This is a genomic window from Streptomyces sp. NBC_00876 (genome assembly GCF_045207435.1).
Taxonomy (GTDB): Bacteria; Actinomycetota; Actinomycetes; order Streptomycetales; family Streptomycetaceae; genus Streptomyces.
Genome location: NZ_CP108800.1, coordinates 1 through 20,898 on the forward strand (window position 1 = coordinate 1; position 20,898 = coordinate 20,898).

The 20,898-nt window shown below is 67.6% G+C and carries 15 protein-coding genes; 11 read left to right on the top strand and 4 right to left on the bottom strand.

Annotated elements, in window-relative coordinates:
- Positions 1-977 precede the first annotated feature (977 nt).
- The gene (locus OG782_RS00005) at positions 978-1,754 is read right to left on the bottom strand and encodes a hypothetical protein (RefSeq protein WP_406447069.1); all 777 of its coding nucleotides are present in this window, start codon (positions 1,752-1,754) and stop codon (positions 978-980) included.
- An 89-nt stretch (positions 1,755-1,843) separates the two neighbouring features.
- Here OG782_RS00005 and OG782_RS00010 point away from each other — a divergent pair, with 89 nt between their 5' ends.
- The 6 genes from OG782_RS00010 (at position 1,844) to OG782_RS00035 (ending at position 6,939) form a co-directional block, all read left to right on the top strand.
- Entirely contained in the window at positions 1,844-2,167 is a 324-nt protein-coding gene (locus OG782_RS00010) for a hypothetical protein (RefSeq protein ID WP_406447071.1), read from the top strand.
- 148 nt (positions 2,168-2,315) lie between these two features.
- On the top strand, positions 2,316-2,708 hold the full coding sequence (locus OG782_RS00015) for a hypothetical protein (RefSeq protein ID WP_383724437.1): 393 nt from the start codon (positions 2,316-2,318) through the stop codon (positions 2,706-2,708).
- A 109-nt stretch (positions 2,709-2,817) separates the two neighbouring features.
- Complete coding sequence (locus tag OG782_RS00020) at positions 2,818-4,194, top strand: IS1380 family transposase (RefSeq protein ID WP_406447074.1); 1,377 nt, start codon at positions 2,818-2,820, stop codon at positions 4,192-4,194.
- Between the two features lie 383 nt (positions 4,195-4,577).
- Complete coding sequence (locus OG782_RS00025) at positions 4,578-5,690, top strand: hypothetical protein (RefSeq protein WP_406447076.1); 1,113 nt, start codon at positions 4,578-4,580, stop codon at positions 5,688-5,690.
- Positions 5,683-6,438, top strand: coding sequence for a transposase (locus OG782_RS00030; RefSeq protein WP_406447078.1), 756 nt, complete (start codon positions 5,683-5,685; stop codon positions 6,436-6,438). Before OG782_RS00025 ends, OG782_RS00030 begins: the two co-directional genes overlap by 8 nt.
- A gap of 177 nt (positions 6,439-6,615) precedes the next feature.
- Positions 6,616-6,939, top strand: coding sequence for a hypothetical protein (locus OG782_RS00035; RefSeq protein ID WP_406447080.1), 324 nt, complete (start codon positions 6,616-6,618; stop codon positions 6,937-6,939).
- Positions 6,940-7,297: 358 nt separating this feature from the next.
- On the opposite strand, the gene OG782_RS00040 is transcribed toward OG782_RS00035, so the two are convergent.
- Entirely contained in the window at positions 7,298-9,097 is a 1,800-nt protein-coding gene (locus OG782_RS00040; protein ID WP_406447082.1) for a hypothetical protein, read from the bottom strand.
- A gap of 1,083 nt (positions 9,098-10,180) precedes the next feature.
- On the opposite strand from OG782_RS00040, the gene OG782_RS00045 reads away from it, so the two are divergent.
- Genes OG782_RS00045 through OG782_RS00065 form a run of 5 tightly spaced genes read left to right on the top strand, consistent with a single transcriptional unit; the run spans position 10,181 to position 19,893 of the window.
- Entirely contained in the window at positions 10,181-12,034 is a 1,854-nt protein-coding gene (locus OG782_RS00045) for a hypothetical protein (protein ID WP_406447083.1), read from the top strand.
- Positions 12,031-14,952 (top strand): ATP-binding protein, encoded by a 2,922-nt coding sequence (locus tag OG782_RS00050; RefSeq protein ID WP_406447084.1) that lies wholly within the window; start codon positions 12,031-12,033, stop codon positions 14,950-14,952. Before OG782_RS00045 ends, OG782_RS00050 begins: the two co-directional genes overlap by 4 nt.
- The gene (locus OG782_RS00055; RefSeq protein ID WP_406447086.1) at positions 14,949-18,995 is read left to right on the top strand and encodes a hypothetical protein; all 4,047 of its coding nucleotides are present in this window, start codon (positions 14,949-14,951) and stop codon (positions 18,993-18,995) included. Before OG782_RS00050 ends, OG782_RS00055 begins: the two co-directional genes overlap by 4 nt.
- Positions 18,992-19,273 (top strand): hypothetical protein, encoded by a 282-nt coding sequence (locus OG782_RS00060; RefSeq protein ID WP_406447088.1) that lies wholly within the window; start codon positions 18,992-18,994, stop codon positions 19,271-19,273. Before OG782_RS00055 ends, OG782_RS00060 begins: the two co-directional genes overlap by 4 nt.
- Positions 19,270-19,893 (top strand): HD domain-containing protein, encoded by a 624-nt coding sequence (locus tag OG782_RS00065; protein ID WP_362159820.1) that lies wholly within the window; start codon positions 19,270-19,272, stop codon positions 19,891-19,893. The genes OG782_RS00060 and OG782_RS00065 overlap by 4 nt, the downstream gene beginning before the upstream one ends.
- Positions 19,894-20,006: 113 nt before the next feature.
- Here the strand turns inward: OG782_RS00065 and OG782_RS00070 are convergent, their stop codons facing one another.
- Both OG782_RS00070 and OG782_RS00075 read right to left on the bottom strand, forming a co-directional pair.
- Entirely contained in the window at positions 20,007-20,438 is a 432-nt protein-coding gene (locus OG782_RS00070; RefSeq protein ID WP_406447091.1) for a hypothetical protein, read from the bottom strand.
- Positions 20,435-20,749 (bottom strand): hypothetical protein, encoded by a 315-nt coding sequence (locus tag OG782_RS00075; protein ID WP_406447093.1) that lies wholly within the window; start codon positions 20,747-20,749, stop codon positions 20,435-20,437. Before OG782_RS00075 ends, OG782_RS00070 begins: the two co-directional genes overlap by 4 nt.
- Positions 20,750-20,898: the final 149 nt, after the last annotated feature.

A 20,898-nucleotide genomic window follows, 5' to 3' on the forward strand; every position in this document is an offset into this window, starting at 1 on the left:
TATCGCTGCGCGATGGGTAAGCGAAGGCCCCCGCTTCGCGGGGGCTGGTGCGGTTCGCTTCGCTCTCCGTGCCCGTGCTTCGCACGGGCTGGCGCCTTCCGCTTCGCTTCAGGCACCGGTGGACGGGTCCCCGCTCCGCGGTGACCTTAGTGTTGTTGTGTCAGTTGGTGCCCCGCTTTGGCGGGGCACCAAAAGGGGATTCCGCTTCGCTCCATCCCCAGGGTCCCTTCCGGCTTCGCCTGCAGGGACCAAAAACCCGCTTCGCGGGTTGGCTGGCTACGGGGAGGGTGAGGGTGAGGGTGGTTGGTTCGGCTGCTGCATCATTTTGATGCAGCATGTAGCGATGGTAGATGTGGGGCGTGCCCGGGATGGCCCACATCGCTGCACCGCATCTTGTTGTCCGATCCAGCTCATCTCGACGACACCGACTTCACCGCACCAACCTGTCCTACATCGCCATGAGCCAACGCAGGTCAAGCAATCAGACAGGTCAAAGCCTGACGGGCAACCACACACCGCGTCGCACTGACCTGTCCGCCGAGTCAACCGGGGAAGTCACGCGGCCTTGCCGGCTCAACGCAGCGGTCTTAGCCCGCGCAGGCCGTAATCCGGTGGCAGCCATCCCCTCTTCCGCCTCTCAATGGTCTTCCGAGTATGCGGAGGCGGGTACGGACAGCCCCGCATCAAATCAGGTTCCTTCACCGCCCACGAAAGCCCAAAGTGGGCCGTACACACAGGCCAGACAGTCCCCACCGGCTCCCTCGCGCCCATCACCATCCCCCGCCGGCTCCGGCGCAGCTTGGGACGCGGCGGCTGGGGCGGACGAAGCTTGCACTCCTCAGCGAAGGCCGTCAGAGACGGCAGCCCCTCGCTTCCCAGCGGGTCGCTGAACAGCGGTCCGCTGGTGTCGGACCCGATCCGCCAGAGGAGAGCGGCCGCCCTCAGCAAGGGCCGGGCCCAGGCAGGAACAACGTGAGTCATACAACCCTGGCGCAACCCGTGATCGTGCAACGTGATCGTCGTACCGTCCGGGGCCAGATCTCGGACGTGTGCGGTGGCGAGCTGGGTGGTGGAAGCCGCGGTGAACGCGGCCGTGGCGAGCTGAGCCACCAGGAACGGGTGCGCCGCCACGCCACTTCCGCCTCGGTGACTGGCGGCATCACCGGCGGGAAGAAGTCCCGGTCCGCTGCCATTCGAGCGGCGCAGAGGCATGGGGCCGTCGTGTCGTCGAACGCCTTGAGAGTGGTCAGGGCGGGCAGGCTGACCCAGCGGTTCGCCAACGGCCGCGCCACTTGGGATGCCTGGCGTTGAGTGGTCGGCTCGGCCTCGGGCAGCAGGGCCGCGGCCTCGGCAACGCGGTGATCGACCTGCCGCAGCTCGCGTTCCAGGAACGCCCGCATGACCCGGTGATGGCAGACCAGAACCAGACGAACCCCAGTACGCCGGCGCAGAGCGAGAAGGCTCTTGAAGCGGTGTGGGGTGAGCAGGTGGGCGCGCAGCAAGGTCAGGTGGGTGATCGGGGTGGCCAGAATCCAGGCCGCGGCGATCGACCAGGCCGGAGCCGGGTCGAGGTGGCGGTAGCCGGCCAGGGGGACGGGCGTGCCCAGGGCGGCAAGGATGTCGTAAGCGAGCGCGATCGCGGCGTCGGTGCCCGGAGTCGGATGGATGGTGAGACGCCCGTGCTGAGGAGCGTGGGAGGCCAGGGCAGCCCGGGTGTGGACCACGTCGTCGTACGGGTCCAGGACCACCGTCACCGGCGGCGGATTCGAGCAGTCCAACACTTCAGGCCCAGCACGACGAGACCGCAGCCCGGGCCGACGAACTGCGCGAGCAGATCCAGCACTTGACCGCCGCCCTGGCTGAGACCGAAGCGCGACTCGCGGACCTGGCCACCACCAGGACGGTCATCACCGAACTCGCACCGGCTCGAGGCCAGCTCGCACCACCCGAGACGAACACCTCCTACCAGGCCATCGTGAACACCTTCAGCCAGCATCCCGATCAAGAGTTCCGAGCCCGTGAGCTGCACGAACTTCTCGGCATGCCTACCGACGAGGCATCCGTCAACATCACCCGCAGCCGCCTCGGACGCCTCACCCGCCAAGGCTTCCTCACCCAACCCGGACAAAGCCGCAACAGAAACAGGCTTAACCTCGGGCTTTCATGACGGTTGTTCGATCAGCCTCTTGGCCGATTGCTTCCACTGCCTGTGATCTGGGCTGTTGCAACTCGGCCCGGTCGTCATCTTTGCCACGGTGCTTTCACCTGTCGAGTGACGCATCCATCCGGCGTGTCACAGCTGGCAGGCTGTGTTCATGGACATGAAGGCGCTCAGCGCAGATGACTACGAGTCGGTGCACCGGGCAAGCCGAGGTTTGGCGGCGCGGTACGGGATGGTGACGCTCAACGCCATGATGGATGCGTGGGAGGCGTTGGTCGAGGATACCGAAGAGGGGTTCGACGCCGAACTCATCTGGGAGTACGCGGACAGGCTTCGCTGCCGTCGCTGGATCGCAGAGGCATGGCCTGTGTTCACCGACAGGATTCGGGCCGCGCGGCAAGCGGAGCTCGACGCCCTGGATGCCCGCTTCCAACTGGCTACCGTTCCTCTGAACGGCCAGGCAGACGATGCGCGATGGCACTCCCGGCGACCGCGGCTGATCGAAGGCGAACCTTTGCCGGACCTGCCTGGATCCTGGGTGCCGTGACACGTCTGAGCTGATGTTCAGCCGCAGGTCAGACCTACCGGAGAACGCCTCTGAACTGGGAAAATAGGGCATGTCTAGGGTCCTGCCCCCAAAGAGAGGCGCTCTCCAGGTGAGGAAGCGTAGCGGGACATACCCGCGTGTCCGTATCGAGAGCGGCGGTCACGGGGTGGTCTCCCAGGCCGGTGCTGTGCTGTTGATCGAGACCGCCCGCAAGAGTGGACTCGATACTGCGATATCGGCGGCGCTCGCGCCCTGGCGACGCCCTCGGGCGGTGCACGATCCGGGCAAGATCCTGCTGGATATGGCGCTCGCAGTCGCGCTGGGCGGAGACTGTCTGTCCGATGTCGGCATGCTGCGGGCCGAGCCTGCCGTGTTCGGGCCGGTGGCCTCCGACCCGACCGTCTCTCGTCTGGTCGACACCCTCGCCGCAGCCGGGCCGAAGGCCCTGGACGCGATCCGCACCGCCCGGGCCGATGCCCGCGAGTACGTATGGAAGCTGGCCCGGAACCAGGCGCCGGACAAGGACCGCCAAGTGATCGTGGACCTGGACGGAGTGCTGGTACTGGCGCACTCCGAAAAGCAGGACGCCGCGGCCACCTGGAAGAAGACATACGGGCACCATCCGCTGATGGGCTTCGTCGATCACGGAAGCGGCGGCACCGGGGAGCCGGTGGCCGCCCTGCTGCGACCGGGGAACGCGGGCTCCAACACCGCCGCCGACCACATCACCGCCACCCGGCTCGCCCTGGCCCAACTTCCCAAGCGGCATCGGCGCGGCCGGTCCACACTGATCCGCACCGACTCCGCAGGTGGCACCCACGAGTTCGTGGCCTGGCTCGCCCAGCGCGGCAGGTGGTTGTCGTACTCGGTCGGGATGACCATCACCGAGCAGATTCACCAGGCTGTCCTGAAGGTCCCCGCCTCCGCCTGGACGCCCGCCGTCGAACCGGGCGGCGAGATCCGCGCCGGCGCCTGGACCGCCGAGCTCGACGGCGACGTCCTCAAGGGCTGGCCGAAGGGGATGCGGCTGATCGTCCGCAAGGAACGACCCCACCCCGGCGCCCAGTTGCGCTTCATCGACGCAGACGGGCTGCGGCTCACCGCCTTCGCCACCAACACGGCAGACGGGAAGATCACCGCCCTCGAGCTGCGGCACCGTCAGCGCGCGAGGGCCGAAGACCGCATCCGGGCCGCACGGGCCACCGGCCTGCGGAACCTGCCCCTGCACGACACCGCGCAGAACCAGATCTGGCTGGAGATCGTCCAGCTCGCCCTCGACCTGCTGGCCTGGCTTCCGATGCTCGCCCTGACCGGTAAACCCCGCCTCTGGGAGCCCCGCCGCTTGCGGCTGCGACTGTTCTCCGCCGCCGCCCAGATTGTCACCACCGCCCGCCGTCGGCACCTCCGGTTCGGCCGTCACTGGCCCTGGACCGATGTGATCACCCATGCTGTCCAGCAACTCACGGCTCTCCCGAACCCCGGCTGACCAGCAGCACCACCCGCCCGAACAAGCCTGATCACCCCGCCGGAAATCGTGGAACCCGGCGCCCACCCGACGCGACAGCCGGGCCCTCACCGCACCCGCAACCAGTCACGACAGCGAAACGCCCCGCCGGATACTCCGACGGGGCGTCATGAAAGATCGAGGCTAACTCCCGAGGGGCCCTTGCGCTGATTCCGGGACGCGAGCGGTACTGCGATCACCGGTCCCAGTTCCGTCCGGACCGGGCGGAACTGGGACCGATCCGCAGGCTGGCCACCATGTTGGCGGCAGATGAGGCACACGGGTCACCTTGCTCGCACCTCGCATCGTCGCGTGGCGAGGGAATAGTGCACGGTCGGAATAACCCCCTCCCACCAGTAGTTCGCATGCTGGGTCGCGACTGCGCGTTCACCGAGCCAGGTGACGACGGCCGGATCCGGCACAAGATCCGGGGCCGGGTCTACAAACACCGCGGTCTGAGCGGCGACGAGGCCGAGTGGGTGGTACTCGACATCGTCCACCAGGCCGTCACCGTCCTTCTCGAACTGCACGACGACCCCGACTACCTGTTCGGCTACTGGGGCACCGAGAACACCGGATATCAGCTAACGATGCAGGTCCCCGAGCGCCTGCGCCGATTCCGGGACCACCTCAACGAGCTCTTCAGCTCCGAAAACAGCCTCTTCATCCCTAATGACACCAGCGCGGTCGCACTCATCGACGAGACAGAAGAACTCGACCCCGAGCCGGGTGAAACGGCAACCGCGCCGGACGCGGCCGACGAAGAGGAAAGGGAAAGTGAAGGCATCCCCTGGGCCTTCGAAACCCGCCAATTTCGACGCACCGTAGCCTGGCACATCGCCAACCAACCCTTCGGAGTGGTCGCCGGCACCCGGCAGTACCAACACGCCCGAACAGCCATGTTCGAAGGCTACGCGGGCACATCGGAGTCCGGCTTCGCCGCCGAAGTCGCAACCAACGACGCCGTAGCCCGGCTGGACTACCTGGAGGACCTCTACCGGGACTGGAGCGACGGCGGCGCCTCTGCCGGCGGAGCCGCCGCCCGGATCTCCGCCGAGTTCGAGCGCATCCGGCGGGAACTCGGCGACCTCCCCGGAGTCGTCGCTTCACAGTCCAGACTACGAACCATGCTCACGCACCTGGCCAAGACACTCCATCCAGGCGTGCTCAACGACTGCTTCTACCAAGCCGCGACGGCCGTCTGCCGCAAGCGCGCCAAAGTACTCGGTCGCCCGCTCCCCTTGCTCAACATGTGCCTGAGCTGCCCCAACGCGCGCAGGTCAGCCGTGCACCTGCCACGGCTGACAACGGCCCGGAACCAGGCGCTGACCGAGCTGGAGCTGCCGAAGAGGGACCGCGAGGCATTGCCCCGACTGCAGCTGACCGCCCTGACCGACTTCGTGGCCGAGCTCGACGAACTCATCGAGGGCATCCGGACCACCACCAGCGACGAAGAGAGCGGAAGCCGGCATGGATGACCAGACCAAGCTCCGGATCCGGCACGCCTTCGACCGACTGGCCCAAGACGGTGCGCTGACCGATCTCGACCGTTCCTTGATGGAGGCATTCGAGAGACTCATGCACGGGGTGCCAGAGATCACCGATGGAACGGTAACGATCGTCAACATCTGCACTGAGGCGGGCGTCTCGCGCGCGTCCTACTACCGCTCACCGGTGGCCGCCGCAGTGAAGGAGATTCTGGAAGCACCGGAGATCCGCCGCCCGGAACCGGACGAACTGCGAGCCGAGGTCGCGCGGCTGCGCAAGCTGGAGCGGGCGCTTCGCAGTCAGCACGCGGGTGAACTGCGAGAACTACGGGACGCGGTGACGATCTACGCGAACCAGATTCAGGTCCTGGCATTGGCGAAAGCTGAGCTGGAGGAGGATAACCGCCGACTTCGGCAGGAGCTGGAGACAGGCGCTGGAGACAGGCGCTGGTCGGGTTGTGGCTCTGCCGCCACCTTCTTGATGTACCGATCCTATGTGGGTGTTCTGCGAGTCGTCGTGGTCGAGCGGCAGCCGTACCCGAGTGATCTGTCGGATGAGGCGTGGGAGCTGATCCGGCCGGTCATCACGTCCTGGAAAGGGCAGTACCGCTCGGTCAGCGGGCATGAGGGCCGGTATGAGATGCGGGAGACCGTCAACTCGATCCTGTACCAGGCCCGGGTGGGCTGCCAGTGGCGCTACCTGCCGCACGGCGTCCCGCCGTACACGGCGGTGTACTAATACTTCGGCAAGTGGCGTGACGACGGCACCGACCAGGTGATTCATGACCTGCTGTGCTGGCAGGTCCGCGAGGGCCGGGGGCGGAGCGAGGACCCGTCGGCGATCGTGACGGGGCACCCAGACCGTGCACGTCTCAGTCAATGCGCCGAGGGAGACGACCGGGCTGGATCCGGGCAAGTGGAGCCGCGGGGTATTGCCACCGACGTCCTGGGCCTGCTGATCGCGGTGGCCGCGAGCGTACACGACAACGCCATCGGCATCGCACTGCTGGACCGGGTCGCCGCGGACAACCCGTCGGTGACCAAGGGCTGGGTAGACGCCGGGTTCAAGGACGCGGTCGTCGGCCACGGCACCGCTCTGGGCATCGACATCGAGGTCGTCCAGCGCGATCCCGGCGCGAGCGGGTTCACGCCGGCGCCCAAGCGGTGCTGCACCGCCGCCCGGCCCGCGACTACGAGACCCTGCCCGCCGGCTCTGCATTATGGATCCGCTGGTCGATGACCGACGTCATGACCCGCCGGGCACCGGCGACACCACGCCTTCCTGGCGCGATCCGCCACCAATCGGCACCGGAAGCCCGGCCCGCGCCCTTCTCGTTCTTGGGCGAGGCATCGTACTCGGCCACGATCCGCAGCTTGCACTCGGGACTGAAGGTGTGGTGCTTCGACCGGGGAGCCGGATCGGATCCGGTGGGACTGGTGATCACGAAGGGTGGTTCTCCTGTGATGCCCTCTCAGGCTAACCCGACGAAGCGGGATGTCTCACCCAAGACTGGCAGAGAGGGACTCGACGACTCACCGCACAGGTAGGATCCCCCAGCTGTTCGCGATGTGCACAGCGGTAAGCCGTGACTCGTGACTCACCCATGCCCATCGGCCATGAGCGGTTCGTTCGACACCTGATCCCAGTCGGGGGCGATGGGAGCGCAGTCACCGTGGACTACGCGACGGCCGTGCGGCATGCCTTCGACCAGCAGGAAGGAAGTTGCAGGCATAGCCTGCAACTGTGTCGGCTCGACTGTGAACTCGTACAGACGCGAGGTGGTGGTGCCCGCTGTCGTGGACAGCCCGAGCGACGTGTTCGTCGAGTCCTGCCAGCTCTGCGACAGCGAGGTCGACGAGCTGGAGTTCGGCCCCGTTCCGCTGGTGTGTGTCCGTCCCGTCTGTTCACCGTAGCTACTGCTCCGTCCGTCGGTGACAGTGCTACCTGACTGCTGTGTCACCTGATTGACGAGGAACTTGTACCCCCGGCCGATGTAGGCAGCCGCCGCTTCGGCTTCCCGGCTGTTGCCGAGGCGCATCAGTACGGTGGCGCTGTCGGATCCTCCGACGGTGTCCTGGATGTCCTCACGCAGGTGCTCCATGAAGACGACCAGTCGCACGCCTGCGGTCCGGGCATGCCGGGACATCGACTCCAGGGCGTCCCTGCCGAGGTGATCGGCTCCGACGACCACGAGGAGTCCGGACCCCGCCGCGAACCTGCCCTTGCGGAGGTGATGCAGGAGACGGTGGAACACGATGCGGTCGGTCAGGTCCTTCCTGCGTTCCACGAAGTCGTCGCAGACCAGGAGAGTGAGCTGGCCCGCCCTCCACCAGTTCGTGGGGTCGGACACGGGTGCTCGGTCAGCCGCCGCCTGGCTCAGCAGATCGAGCGTTCCGCGGAGGAAACGCAGCTCCTCCTGCACCCGTTCGCTCCTTCCGACATCGTCGATGGCGGCCGAGAGGGCAGCGGTCTCCTGCACGGACAGGGATCGCGTGGGGTCCTCGGCACCACGTAGCAGCACGGTCAGTCCGGCTGCCAGGCGGGCGGGGGTGAAGGATCCCTCCAAGCAGTCGAGTACCGTGCGCAGCAATTCCACGTCGGTGTGCCGCAGCGAGATGTCCACATCAGAGGGCCTCATCGTGGAGATGGCCGCCGCCAGAGATTCGGCGAGTTCAGTCGGCGAGAAGCCCTGGCCGAGGTCGGCATCGGCCAGTTGGCCGGGGAGGTCGCTGCGATTGACGGCAATGCCGCGGAAAGCGGTCAGCCAGGCGAGCTCACGGCCGACCGCCTGCTGGCTGAAGTCGGCCACCACAATGGCTTGTCCGTTCGTGAGCAGTGGGCCCGCCACGGTGGTCAGCAGGCTGGCCCATCCGTTGCCCGTTCCGCCGATCACGTCCACGCGGCCCGGCGCGGACGTCAGGCGTACCGGAAACCACCGGGGGGCCATTTCCACCCGCCGACGCTCCGCCATGTCATGCATTGCGATGTCCAACTGCCAGCGGGCGAACGCGTTTCGGTGCTGTTCGACGGACTGCTGGTGTGCGCTCTCCAGGCTGCGGCGTACACGGGACAGCAGGTGAGTCTGTATGAGATACGCGGCAGCCAGGCACAGGGCGACCACCCACATGAGGCCCGATACAACGATTCCGTAGGGTACGCAGAGAAAGGGCAGCGGCGAGCACAGCAGGAGCCACTTGATGGGTTTTGCCACATCGGACCGGCTTGCCGCCCGGCGGGCCAGTGGGGTCCAGTCCGGTTCCAGCCATGGTGGCGCGATGCCGACGCGGGGGTGCGGCCGGGGTGCTGCTGGCTCCGCGTACTCCCAACCCCAGCGTTCCTGACCGCCGAACACCCGGGCCGCGAGGCTCTGTACGGCCAGCGCTTCCTCGTTGTCCATTTATCTTCCTCTCGGCGTGTGAATACGCGGCCACGGGCATGTCCCGGTCACCCCGGACATGGACCTCATCACGGCGATTCCCCTGCCACAAGGCTTGGCTGTGTGTTGTCCCGTAGCGGCTGAGGGTTTTTGAACGGTTGCCGAGTGGGGGGTTCGCCTGTTGAGCCCGGTAGGTGACGGCTTATCGCTACCTGTCAGCAGGTCCCCGGACGCAGAGCAGGCATGGCCGCTGGTGATCATGTGGGTGTCGAGTCCGTTTGAGCACCGAGCGAGTTCATGCCCGAGCGCCCATCTTTCCGTATGCCGTCATACCTGCGAGAGCTGGGGGATCCTTCCCGTTCGGACCGGTCCGGTCCGAAAAGGTCACCGACCTGCGGAGATATCTGGTCGACGTGCCGAAGCCGCAGGCCCGTCGCGGCGTCCGCTACGCGTGGACCGTCCTGCTCACCGCCGCGGCTGCCGCCGTTACGACCGGTGCGGCTCTGTCACGGCGATCGGCGAGCTGGACAAGCTGACGATCGAGCGGATCTACCTGGTCACGAGTCCGCCGCCCGGTGCAGCTACCGGCAGCGAACCCGCCGCGTGGATCCGCGGACACCGGCTCATCGAAAACCAGCTCCACCACGTCCGGGACCGCACCTTCCGCGAGGACGCCTCCATGGTCCGCACCTGGCGCCTACCTCACGTGATGGCCGGCCTAGGCAACCTCGGCCGTCGGCGACCACCGCCAAGATGGCCACACCAACATCGCCGCCGCCCTCCGTCGCACCGCCCGCAGCCATCTGCGGCCCCTCACCACCCTCCGGCTGACCTGACGAACCCGGACACAAGATCACTTTGCGCAGGCCCTGCTCGGTCGACGCACCGCTCAATACCATCTGGAACGACTGCGGCGTGGCAACCAGGGGCGCGTTCCACTCGCACTGCGGCGCCGGCCGGCACAGCATGGGCCCAGTCTCCCGAGGCCCCTGCCGTCAGAACATCTTGATTGCGTCGCAATTCAGCCTTGTTCAAGCCAAGTTGATGTCCACGAGTGCCATCCATGGCATACCTGCGGGAAGCGATCCAAGGGGGGACTGGCTGGTGGGTGACGAGCACGGCACGAACGAGGTCGGTGCGCAGCTGGCAGGGCGGGTCTTCACTGGGGAGGAGCGGTGGGGGTGGGAGTACGTCGAGCCCTCGGCGCTGGTCCCCCACCATTCGGCGTCCAGCCCCCCGGTGTGGACGGAACCGTCGAACCCCCAGGCCGGCGGCAGGTCCGGTCAGAGCGACGGGGGATCCACCAAGGGTGTCGGCTGCGCGATCCTGCTCGTAATCGGAATCGGGGTGTACGGCGGAGCGGTGTACGGGCTCGTCCTGCTGATCGGCCTGACGCTGGTCTTTACCCTGGGCCCGTTGAGCCGTGCCGCCGCCCGGAGCGCTGCCCGGCGCCGGCGCGAGCGGCTGGTGAAGGAGTATCAGGGCCGGGTGGCTGCCTGGCAGCGCGTGATCGCGGAACACGACGCGCAGCAGCGGCTGTTGGCCGCGGGCGTCGACATCTGGTATCCGCTGCGGCTGGAGTCGCGGCCGAGCCGCATCGACGTGTTCGGCGGGACGGGCAACGGCTGGGCGAGTCTGCTGGCCACTGTCTGTGGTCCGCTCCTGGGCGCCGGGCAGGCGGTGCTGGTCCTGGACTTCAGCCAGCAGTCGGTCGCCCTGGAACTCGCGGTCCTGGCCGCCCACCGTGACGTGCCGGTGACGCATGCGTCCCTCCCTGCGGCCACCGTGACCGCCGACCTGCTCGCCGGATCCACTCCGGAGGAACTGGCCGAATGTTTCGCGGAGGTCCTGCAGTCGATGCGCCCCGACGGCGCCGAGGTCGACCTCCATACCATCGACGCCGATCTGATCGAGACGACCGCCCGGGCTCTTGCCGCCCCCGTGACCTATGCGCGGCTGGCCGCCGGACTGCGGGTCCTGCTGCGCATCTACGAGCCCGGCGAGGACGGGGGCCCGCTCAGCGTGCAGGAGGTCACCGCGCTTACGCGCGCCATAGACCTGGTGGGCCAGGGCGAGCGTGTCCAGAACGAACTGCGGTACGTCCGCGGCCTGATGGAGTCGATGGCCAAGGCGCCCGCGCAGGCCGGAGTCCTGGCCGACCCGGCCGCCCTGTGGCAACCGGGCCGACTCGCCGTCCTCGCCACGGACGACCTCGTCGAGCGGCGCAAGGACCTCACTGACCGCATCGCCTTCTTCCAGCTCCTGCATCAGTTACGGCAGCGTCGCTTCACCGCTGGTGCGGGGATGCTGGTGATAGCCGGGGCGGACCGGCTCGGCCGCAACGCCCTGGAGTCGATGGCGCGGCAGGCGCGGGGCGCGGGCATCCGGCTGACGCTGCTCTTCGAGCACCTGCGGGAAGACACCGTGAAGATCGTCGGCGGGTCGGACAGCGCCACCGTCCTGATGCGGATCGGCAACGGCAACGAGGCCCGCGACGCGGCGCAGTTCGTCGGTCAGGGGTACAAGTTCCTCATCAACCAGCTCACCAAGCAGGTGGGTGAGACCCTCACCGAGGGCCGCGGCAGCAGTTACGGCGAGCAGGACGGCGAATCGACGTCCCACGGCTCCAACAAGGGCGGGTCCCTGTCCCGCAGCGGCTTCCTCAACTCCACGTCGGGGCGTAGCTGGGGTACGTCGAAGACGTTCACCACCTCGCTCTCGCGCAGTTGGCAGGAAACCGTCAACACTTCGACGGCCAAGTCCACCACACAGGGGGAGAATCTTTCCCGGGTTTACGAGTTCACCGTCGAGCCGACCCAGCTCCAAGCGCTGCCAGCGACCGGGATGGTGGTGGTCGAGGCCGGTCCGAGCGGTCGGCGTGTGGTGTTCGCCGACTGTAATCCCGGCATCACGGGGCTGCCCCGGCTCTCCACCGTGCCCCGGCCGGCGCTGACATGACCGGAGTACCCGCGGGGACGGAGGCGGGCCTCTTCGACGGGTACCGCTTCCATCGAATCAGGACGCTGCCGCGGCGCCGCGACGGACCCGGCGAGGAGGACCGTACGCCCGCGCAGCTCACCGCGGCCGTCACCGCCGCCCACGCCGTGCTCGCGCTGCGGGGGCCCTCCGCGGCCATGGCCACCGCCTGGGTACGGCCGCAGGCCGGCAGACCGCTGCACTTCCTCGTCGGCGGGCGGCCCTTCTTCCCGCCCGCCACCGCCGTCGGCGGATCCGTGCTGTATCCGCCGGGCGCCACGGCCGACCCGGTGGCTTCGGGCGAGGCGGCCGAGCTCCTCGACGGCTTCCCGTACTGGCTGCGCTGCACCGGGTTCCCCGACGCCCTGCGCCTGGGCGGCGACGACCGGGTGCTGCCTGCCGGGCGCCGTGGATCGTTCGACGACGCCGTCGCCCACCTTCCGGACGCCTTCGCCTGGCTGGTCATCGCCGAACCCCTCACCGCTGAGCGGCTCGAACAGGAGCGCATGGCCCTCGGGCTGCAGATCCCCCGGCTCCGGCAACGCGAGAACTCCGCCGTGGACCGGCTCGCCCTCGAAAGGGCGGAGGCACGCCACCGCGAACTGACCCTCGCACTCGGCACCGGGCTGTGGAACGTGCACGTCCTCGTGGGCGGCCGGGACACGGACTCCGCGCACGCCGCCGCCGCTCTCCTGTGCGGCGCGGGCGAACTCGACGACCTCCCCTACCTCCTCGCGCCGGCCCGGGACCCCGCGCCGCTGCGGCAGGCGCTGGCGCGGACCACGCTCTCGACGGAGGTGCCGGGCAGCTCCCCGTTCCAGGCACCCGCCGATCTGGTGGCGGCCCTCGCCGGACCACCGGCCAGGGAACTCCCCGGGATCCGTACCATCGCGCCCAACACCTTCGACGTCACCGCCGATGACACCGACGGCGCCGAGGACGGATTCGCGCTCGGCCGCATCCTCGACGAGTCCCTGCACCCCTCGGCCGAACTGCGGATCACACGGTCCACACTCAACCGCCACGCCTTCGTCTGCGGCGCGACCGGCTCGGGCAAGTCCCAGACCGTACGCAGCCTGCTCACCGCGCTGGCCACCCATACCGACCCCGTCCCCTGGCTCGCCGTCGAACCGGCCAAGGCCGAGTACGCGCGCATGGCCGGCCGGCTCGGCGCCCACGGCACCGTCACCGTCATCCGCCCGGGCGCCGTCGACGTCGCGCCCGCCTCTCTCAACCCCCTGGAACCGGAGCCGGGTTTCCCCCTCCAGAGTCACATCGACCTCGTCCGAGCCCTCTTCCTCGCCGCGTTCGAAGGCCACGAGCCGTTCCCGCAGGTCCTGTCCCGCGCACTGACCCAGTGCTACACCGCCGCCGGCTGGGACCTCGTCACCGGCGACCCGCGCCCCGCCCTCAAGCCGAAATTCCGCCGCACCGACCCCGACGAGCCACGCACCGCCCGCTACCCCACCCTCGGCAACCTCCAACTGGCCGCCCAACGGGTCGTGGAGACGATCGGCTACGGCAAGGAGATCACCGCGGACGTAAGGGGCTTCGTCGACGTCCGCATCGGCAGCCTGCGCGAGGGCACACCCGGACGGTTCTTCGAAGGCGGCCACCCGCTCGACATCGCCGGCCTCCTCGCAGGCAACGTCGTACTCGAACTGGAATCGATCACCAACGACCAGGACAAGGCCTTCCTCATCGGCACCGCCCTCATCCGCCTCGTCGAGCACCTGCGGGTCCACCACGGCGACGGCGGCGCCCCGCTGCGCCACGTCATGGTCATCGAGGAGGCCCACCGGCTGCTCAAGAACGTCGAGGACGGGCCGGCCGCGGCGGCCGTCGAACTCTTCGCCTCGCTCCTCGCCGAGATCCGCGCCTACGGGGAAGGCGTCGTCATCGTCGAGCAGATCCCCAGCAAGATCCTGCCGGACGTGATCAAGAACAGCGCCCTCAAGGTCATGCACCGGCTGCCCGCAGCCGACGACCGCCAAGCCGTCGGCGCGACCATGAACCTCCAGCCCGACCAGAGCGAGTACGTCGTCGCCCTCCCGCCCGGACAGGCGGCCGTCACCGCGGACGGCATGGACCGGCCCGTCCTCCTCAACGTCCCCCACGACGAACACCGGGAAAGCTCCGACGCCGTCAGAACGGCCCCGCCCCTGCTGGGCAGCCGCAGCCCGCTGTGCCCCGTCTCCTGCAACGCGGCCCCGTGCACCCTGCGCACCATGAACGACGCCGCCCACCACAGCGACGACCCGCTCGTGGTGGTCTGGACCGAGGCCGTCGCAGCCACTCAGGCCATGGGCACCGCCGCCCCCGACCCCGCACCCCTGCTGCGCGACAGCCTCACCGCCTTGCCCCCACGCGAACGGCAGTGCACCCTCAGCTACGCCGCCGAACGCGCCACCACCGCCCGCGAACCCCTCCTGCGCGCCGAAGTGGACCCCGGCGACTTCGCCGCCCGCCTGCTCACCCAGCTCAACCACGGCCTGGGCCTGGGCCCCCCGCCGACCGGAGACCCCCGACGCTTCACTTACGCCAACTACCGCTGGCGCGACATCATCGTGAATCTCCACGCCGCCCGCAGAAAAGGCGACGGGTTCCTCTGCGACCCCGAGAAGACCGCGGACTGGGAGGCACGCGGCGTCCACTTCACCACCACCACGCCAGCCGACCGGATCACCGAGATCCAGGAGTTCCCCCAGTACGCCGACGACCGCCTCCACGGTCGGGTCGGCGACGTCCGAGCCAGTGGTCTGCGCGCAGCCGTCCTCGCTCTCACCGGCGGCCTCACCGAATCCCAGATAGGCCGCGCCTTCCACCTCGCCTGCACCGGCGACGCGCTCACCCCCGCGCTGCCCCGGCTGGTCAAGTGCATTGAGAAAGAGTGCCGATGAGTGACCACGGTTTCGGCTCCGACGCCCCGCCACCACCGCCGCCACCGCCTCCGCCCAAGGACCAGGGCGCGGGCGGGGCGAAGGACGGGGCGGACGATTCGTACGAGGACGCCGGCGGGTCACCAGGCCAGGAAACGGCTCGGGAGGAAGACGAGTCCGCGAAGCGCTCCGAGGACGCCGCCGGGGACGAGAACGAGACGCTGGCCCCCGATGCACCGAAGTCACTGCCACCGGGCGATGAGGACGCGCAGGACCAGAGCGGGTTGAAAGACGGTGCGGACGATCCATACGACGACCCCCACCAATCACCGGCCCAGGAGACCTCCGAGGCACCGGTGGACGGGGCCGAGGACAACGACGGGGCGAAGGACAACGACGAGGCGGCCGCACCTGCCCCCGACGCCACCGAGCCCCAGAACGAAGACACCGAAACCGACCCATCAGCGACCGATCCACCGGCGGAGGACGAGCCGTCTTCGGCCGACGACGACCAGCCCTCCCATCCGCCCGCGGAACCGGATGAGCCGTCGTCGACAAAGGACGACGCCCAGGGCGCGACCGAGAAGAAGCCAGACACCCCGGCCGACACCCAGCAGGGTGATACCTCCACCCCACCGGGGGATACGGATGAGTCCCGTCCTTCGGAGGCCCCGGACCGTATCCCGGCACAGCGCCAGGACCCGGATCAGAGCACCCGTCAGGAACCGGACACTGCGACGGCTTCCGTGGAGGAGACCGCGGAAGCGGGCGGGGAAGGCTCGCACTCAACAGAGACTGCCAAGGACGCCAACCAGGTACCGCAGAACCCCGAGCCGGACCCTGTCGAGACCAACGCGGCAGTTGAGGATCCGGCGACAACAGGCACCAAGCAAGAAACGCCCCACGCCCGGGATGTACCGCAGCCGTCCCACGGAGCCGGTGACGCGGGTCCGGACCACAGTGCTGAGCCGCTGCCGGAGTCCCCGGTGCCCGACCAGCCGGAAACACCGGCCCATCCGGAACACAGCGCCGAGAGCCGGCCCGACGATTCCCAGCAGCCGCAACGCGAACCCGGCGACCTCGTAGGCCCGGTTCCCGGTGGGACCACCGACCAGCTCGCCGAACCCGCAGCAGACACGGCCAGGGACGCCGCCGATACGGAATTCGACGCCGGCGTGGAAGGCCTCGGCAAGATGGCGGTGGCAACGGTCGAGGCGGCCGGCGTGGTCGGAAAGGCGGCGGCCAGCCTTGCCATGGAAATCGGAGCAGCCGCTTCCGAAGCCCATGCAGACATCAAGCCAGACGGCAGAGTCGCCAGCAGCGACAACGACGCGGTACGTGACGAAGGAGGGAATCCAGGCGAGGACACGCCGGGCAATGATGCCGACACTGGAGAGCAGTCTCCGAAGCCCGATGATTCCGAATCCGAAGCTGCGCCTTCGGCTGAAGACGCACGGTTCGATGCGCCTGACGAAAGCAAGGACGATGCACCTGCCATTGCGACGGACGGTGCCGGGAAGCCCGCCGACGATCTCCCGCAGGCCGCTACCCCGGCAGACGCCGCTGCCGGGGAGGACCAGCCAGAGGACGTGGACGAGGCGGCAGCTGCAACGAACCCAGACGGGGAGCAGTCGGCGCCGGCCGAAGAGCCCGAGCATGGGTCTCCCCTGCGGGATACACCCGACGAGGTGGCGGACAGCGGGGAACCGGCCACGGACACTCCCTCCGAACCGGAAACGGAATCTCAGAAGTCACCCCGCGAGGAACCGGTCGCGGAGGAGTCACCGGCAGAAGAGGAACCGGTTACGGGAGACGAACCCGAGAGCCACCCCGTTGCAAAAGTGGCCACTGAACCAGAAGTCACAGACCTCGAGGGAGTTCACCCCTCCACCGACCAGGCGGCTACGTCAGCTGCCGGGGCCGGCCGACAGGACCGGGAAGCCCCAGACCTCCCTGATCCTGTCGATGGGCCTGCACAATCTGACCCCACCCAAGTAAACGACGTACAGAAGGCACAAGCTGGCTTGGACGCAGCCAATGCCGCTGCCCAGGAGACAGAAGAATCATCTGACGACACGCCGAACCAGGATGACCTCGAATCTGACGGCGCCACCCCAGCCAGAGGGACAGCTCCACCTCTCGAAGCAGACGGTGATGCAGACGAGCAAAGCGACACCCATTTCGCCCCGCTGGACGGCCTCCATACGAGCCCGGGCAACGACAACTCCACTGATCAGGAAGATCAAGCTTCCGACAGGATCCAAACCGACGGGGCGAGCGAGGCAGGCGAAAACGAACCGCCGGAGCCGTCCCTGAAAGGGGATGGCGAGGAGGACAGCGGCGAAGCCGCCCATACCGAGGAAGCGAAACCGGCAGCCGACAAAGCCATTCCCGGCACACAAACACGCGAAATTAATGAAGCATCATCACCTCATAATGGATCACTGAATGAGGATGAGAATCCCCCTTTACCCCAGGAGACCGCGACCGATGAGGGCGTCGACGAAGATGGTAAGCCGACTAAGGAAAAATCTTTTCAGAAAGAGCTCGTACCGGAACACCGCATCGAACCCGCCGGCACAATGGAGGCAAGCGAGAATGGGGACATTTCGGCACCGGTAGTCGAGAAAGGGACGGCCACGTCCCCCACTGAACCGGCAAAGACCACCGGCGCACCCGACTTGCCGGAGCCGGAATTCGCAAGTCGCAAGCCGGAGAACCACCCCGCAACCGGAGTGGCCAGTGAACCAGAAGCCACAAACCTCGAGGGAGTCAGTTCTTCCACAGAGGAGGTGGCTCTGTCATCTGCCGGAGCTGGCCATCCGGATCGTGAAGCCTCGAACCTTCCCGGTCCTGTCGATAAGCCTGCGAAACCTGACCCCGACCAAGTCAACGACGCTGGGAATTCTCAGGTTGACGTGGATGCAACCAGTGGCTCCACAGCAGAAGTAGAAAATGCCTCTGAGGAGGCGTCGGATCACGACGAGCCCGCGGATCCGGACGAGGCGCCGGACCCCGGCGAGCCGGAGGATGTGAACGAGCTTGACGCGCCGTCGGAGGAGGACGATAAGGATGGCGAGGCTGGCACTCCGGAGACGGGGGATCAGTCGGAGAACTCATTGGCCGACCTTGCGGAGGCCCTCGGCGAGCGACATCCCGAGGTGGCTTCGGTGATCACGAAGCTCGGTGCGGACGATGCGAACAGGCTGAACGTGATCGAGAACCTGAAGGCCCCTGAGGGTGGGGGCGAACGGACCTTGGCGATCATTCAGGAGCTCGCCGAGGGAGAGACCCTGGGGGGACGCTCCTTGGAGGAGTACAGGTCCGAGAACCCCGGGCGCGGTCCCCTGTTCGAGCCAGTGGAACATGAGGTGAACTACGAGCCCGACGGGACGTCCCGCAAGAACGCGTACGTCGAGCAGACCAAGTTGGACGAGCCGGTGCGAGCCCTCGGAGCCTCCATCGAGGACGGCGACCGCGACGCCCTGAACGACTACGGAATGAGGCTGCAGAACGAGGTGAAGCCAGCCGTCTACGAAGACGTGACGAGTCTCCTTGGGAAGGCCGACGATGCCGAATTGAGCATCCGCACGAAATCCGCAGACGGCCTGGTCGACAAAGTGAATCGAATGACAGAGGGGAGCGAGGGCCGAAAAGCCCGCCCGGATTACGAGATCGGGGATGTCATAGATGCCGTGGGGGCAAGAATTACCGTCGAAGACACCGCCCAGCTCGAAGCCGTTCTTGAAAAGTCCAAGGGGCACTTCGGCACCGGCGAGGGCGGGCGCCTGCTGGAGGTCGAGAACATGTACGCTGAGCCCAAGAGCGGGAATCCGAGCTACCGCGTCATTCCCATGGTCGTAGCCATCGAGGTCGACGGAAAACCGTACACGTACGAACTCCAGCTCACGACAGAGCGGGCTTCCGTGGCAGCCGACCTTGAGCACAACACCGTGTACAAGTCGCATATCGAAACGACTCCGGAGGAACGCGATGTGATGCGTAGGATGCAGGCAGAAGCGGCGGCGTTGGATCAGGAAGAGACTCGCAGGAGGTACCCGTGACGGATGAGACAGGGCCGAAGTTCGTCATGATCTCGACGTTCCGTAGAAGGACTGCGGACGGATTCATGCTCGCGGCTTTCGTCATCGACGAGAGGGAGTGCGAATCCGCTGCGGAAATGAAGTCGATCATGAACGAAGCCCTCACCGAGATCCAGCATCGACGCATCGTCGGAGAGTTCGAGACCCGCAGGGCGAAGGCCGGCGAGCTGCCGTCGACCCTGCCTCGGTGGGCGGAATACAAGAGGCAGCTGGAAGCTGCGGACAAGGAGTTGTCTTGACCCATCGGGTGTTCGGTGCGTGGCACGACTGGGATACCGCCCGCCGACAGTTGGCGGTACTCGCTCCGGAGGTTTCGGCGCAGCGCCTCGGGGAGGCCGTCGCTTTCGCCGAAGAGGCCCATGGGGATCAGAAGAGGCCTGCCGGTGAGCCGTACGTGGAGCACCTCCTGGAGGTGGTGGAGATCCTCGTCTCAGGCGCCGGTATTCGCGACGAGGACCTGCTGGTCTCGGCCGTCCTACACGACGTCGTGGAGGACACCGACCGCACGGCCGGGGAGGTCGGTGAGCGGTTCGGCCCTCGGGTCGAGGAGTGGGTGGGCTGGGTGACGAAGCCGAACCCCGAGGCCCACGAGGATCCTGCGGAGGTGCGTGACCGCTACCTTCTGAGCCTGCGTTCCGCCCCGCCGGAGGTCCTGCTGCTCAAGCTGGCGGATCGGTTCAGCAACGTGCAACGGCTCGACACGCACCCGCGGCCCGAGAAGCGGCGTTCCTACTACCGCGAGACGTGCCGCCACTTGGTACCCCTCGCCGCGGGAGTCCCGTGGTTCGAGGCGGCCTTCGAGGAGTGGCGGGAGTTCTACCGCCACCTGGAGGACGGGGTGTCCGCGGCGTCGGACTGACGCCCACCGTCTGCGGGGATGTCCGGGCGCGGGGCCGCCGCGTCGCCGGGCGCTGTCCGCCTGGACCGCGCCCTCGCCTACACCATCACGTGGGACGCCATCGATGCCCATTTTCAGCAGCCGGGCACGTATCCTGTTCCTCGCGGCTCCGGAAGCCAGGTGACTTGCTCAGCCGCTGCGAGTTCTTCGCGGGTCTGCTCCAACTCCAGCGACAGCTCGGTGGCGGCGCGTACCAGGGCGTGAACCCGTTCTCGCACCGATGCAAGTTCCGCCTTGATCTTCGTCAGGGCTTCGCGCAGCACGATGTTCTCGTCGGCCATGCTCTGGACGACCTGCTTCTGTGCCTTGGCCCGCGCACGGAACTCATCCACGAGCTCCTTGTGATCGCCGTAGACGACGTCGCGCCGTAGTCCGCACTCGGCGATCAGCTCGGTCCCCGTGAGTTTTCCGGCGGGCGAGCGCAGGGGCATCCCGGCCAGAAGGCGTTCTGCGGCGGCGCGTATTTTCTGACGTTCGGCTTCACGGTCTCGGTTCTTGCGCGTCATGCGACTCGACCGCCTTCCATGTGTGTGACTTCCGGACGTGACGCCTCGTGCTGCTCGATCACCGCGCAGATCTGCGCCGCTTGTGCGGCAGCTCGGTCCCGGCGCGGACGTGGAGTCATCGGGTCACGGGCCTCGGTTTCCAGGATGGGCAGTCGCCTGCGGTGTTCGGCGATGTCCCGGTCGGTGTAGGCGAGGTTGGCGCAGGTGCTGTGGCACAGCGATTCTTCGTCGGGCCCATCGTCGGCGGGCAGGCCCAGCAGCAGCTTCTCCTTGCCGCACGCGGCGGTTTCGGCACGATGGACGCAGGTCATGGCTTCGCCGTGGTAGATGTCGGTGTCGCTTTGTTCAAGGAGTCGCTTGACGCTGGCCTGCGCGCGTACGGCGCGGCCGAGGAAGGTCGCTCAAGGCGATAGCCGCCAGGCATTCCGCTTGAGGTGGCACGGGCTCGGGTCTGGGTGCG

Excerpts from the sequence above, each read along its gene's own strand:
- OG782_RS00015 (WP_383724437.1), top strand. The coding sequence starts at position 2,316 with ATGGACATGAAGGCGCTCAGCGCAGATGACTACGAGTCGGTGCACCGG.
- OG782_RS00025 (WP_406447076.1), top strand. The coding sequence starts at position 4,578 with ATGCTGGGTCGCGACTGCGCGTTCACCGAGCCAGGTGACGACGGCCGG.
- OG782_RS00030 (WP_406447078.1), top strand. The coding sequence starts at position 5,683 with ATGGATGACCAGACCAAGCTCCGGATCCGGCACGCCTTCGACCGACTG.
- OG782_RS00040 (WP_406447082.1), bottom strand. The coding sequence starts at position 9,097 with ATGGACAACGAGGAAGCGCTGGCCGTACAGAGCCTCGCGGCCCGGGTG.
- OG782_RS00050 (WP_406447084.1), top strand. The coding sequence starts at position 12,031 with ATGACCGGAGTACCCGCGGGGACGGAGGCGGGCCTCTTCGACGGGTAC.
- OG782_RS00055 (WP_406447086.1), top strand. The coding sequence starts at position 14,949 with ATGAGTGACCACGGTTTCGGCTCCGACGCCCCGCCACCACCGCCGCCA.
- OG782_RS00070 (WP_406447091.1), bottom strand. The coding sequence starts at position 20,438 with ATGACGCGCAAGAACCGAGACCGTGAAGCCGAACGTCAGAAAATACGC.
- OG782_RS00075 (WP_406447093.1), bottom strand. The coding sequence starts at position 20,749 with ATGACCTGCGTCCATCGTGCCGAAACCGCCGCGTGCGGCAAGGAGAAG.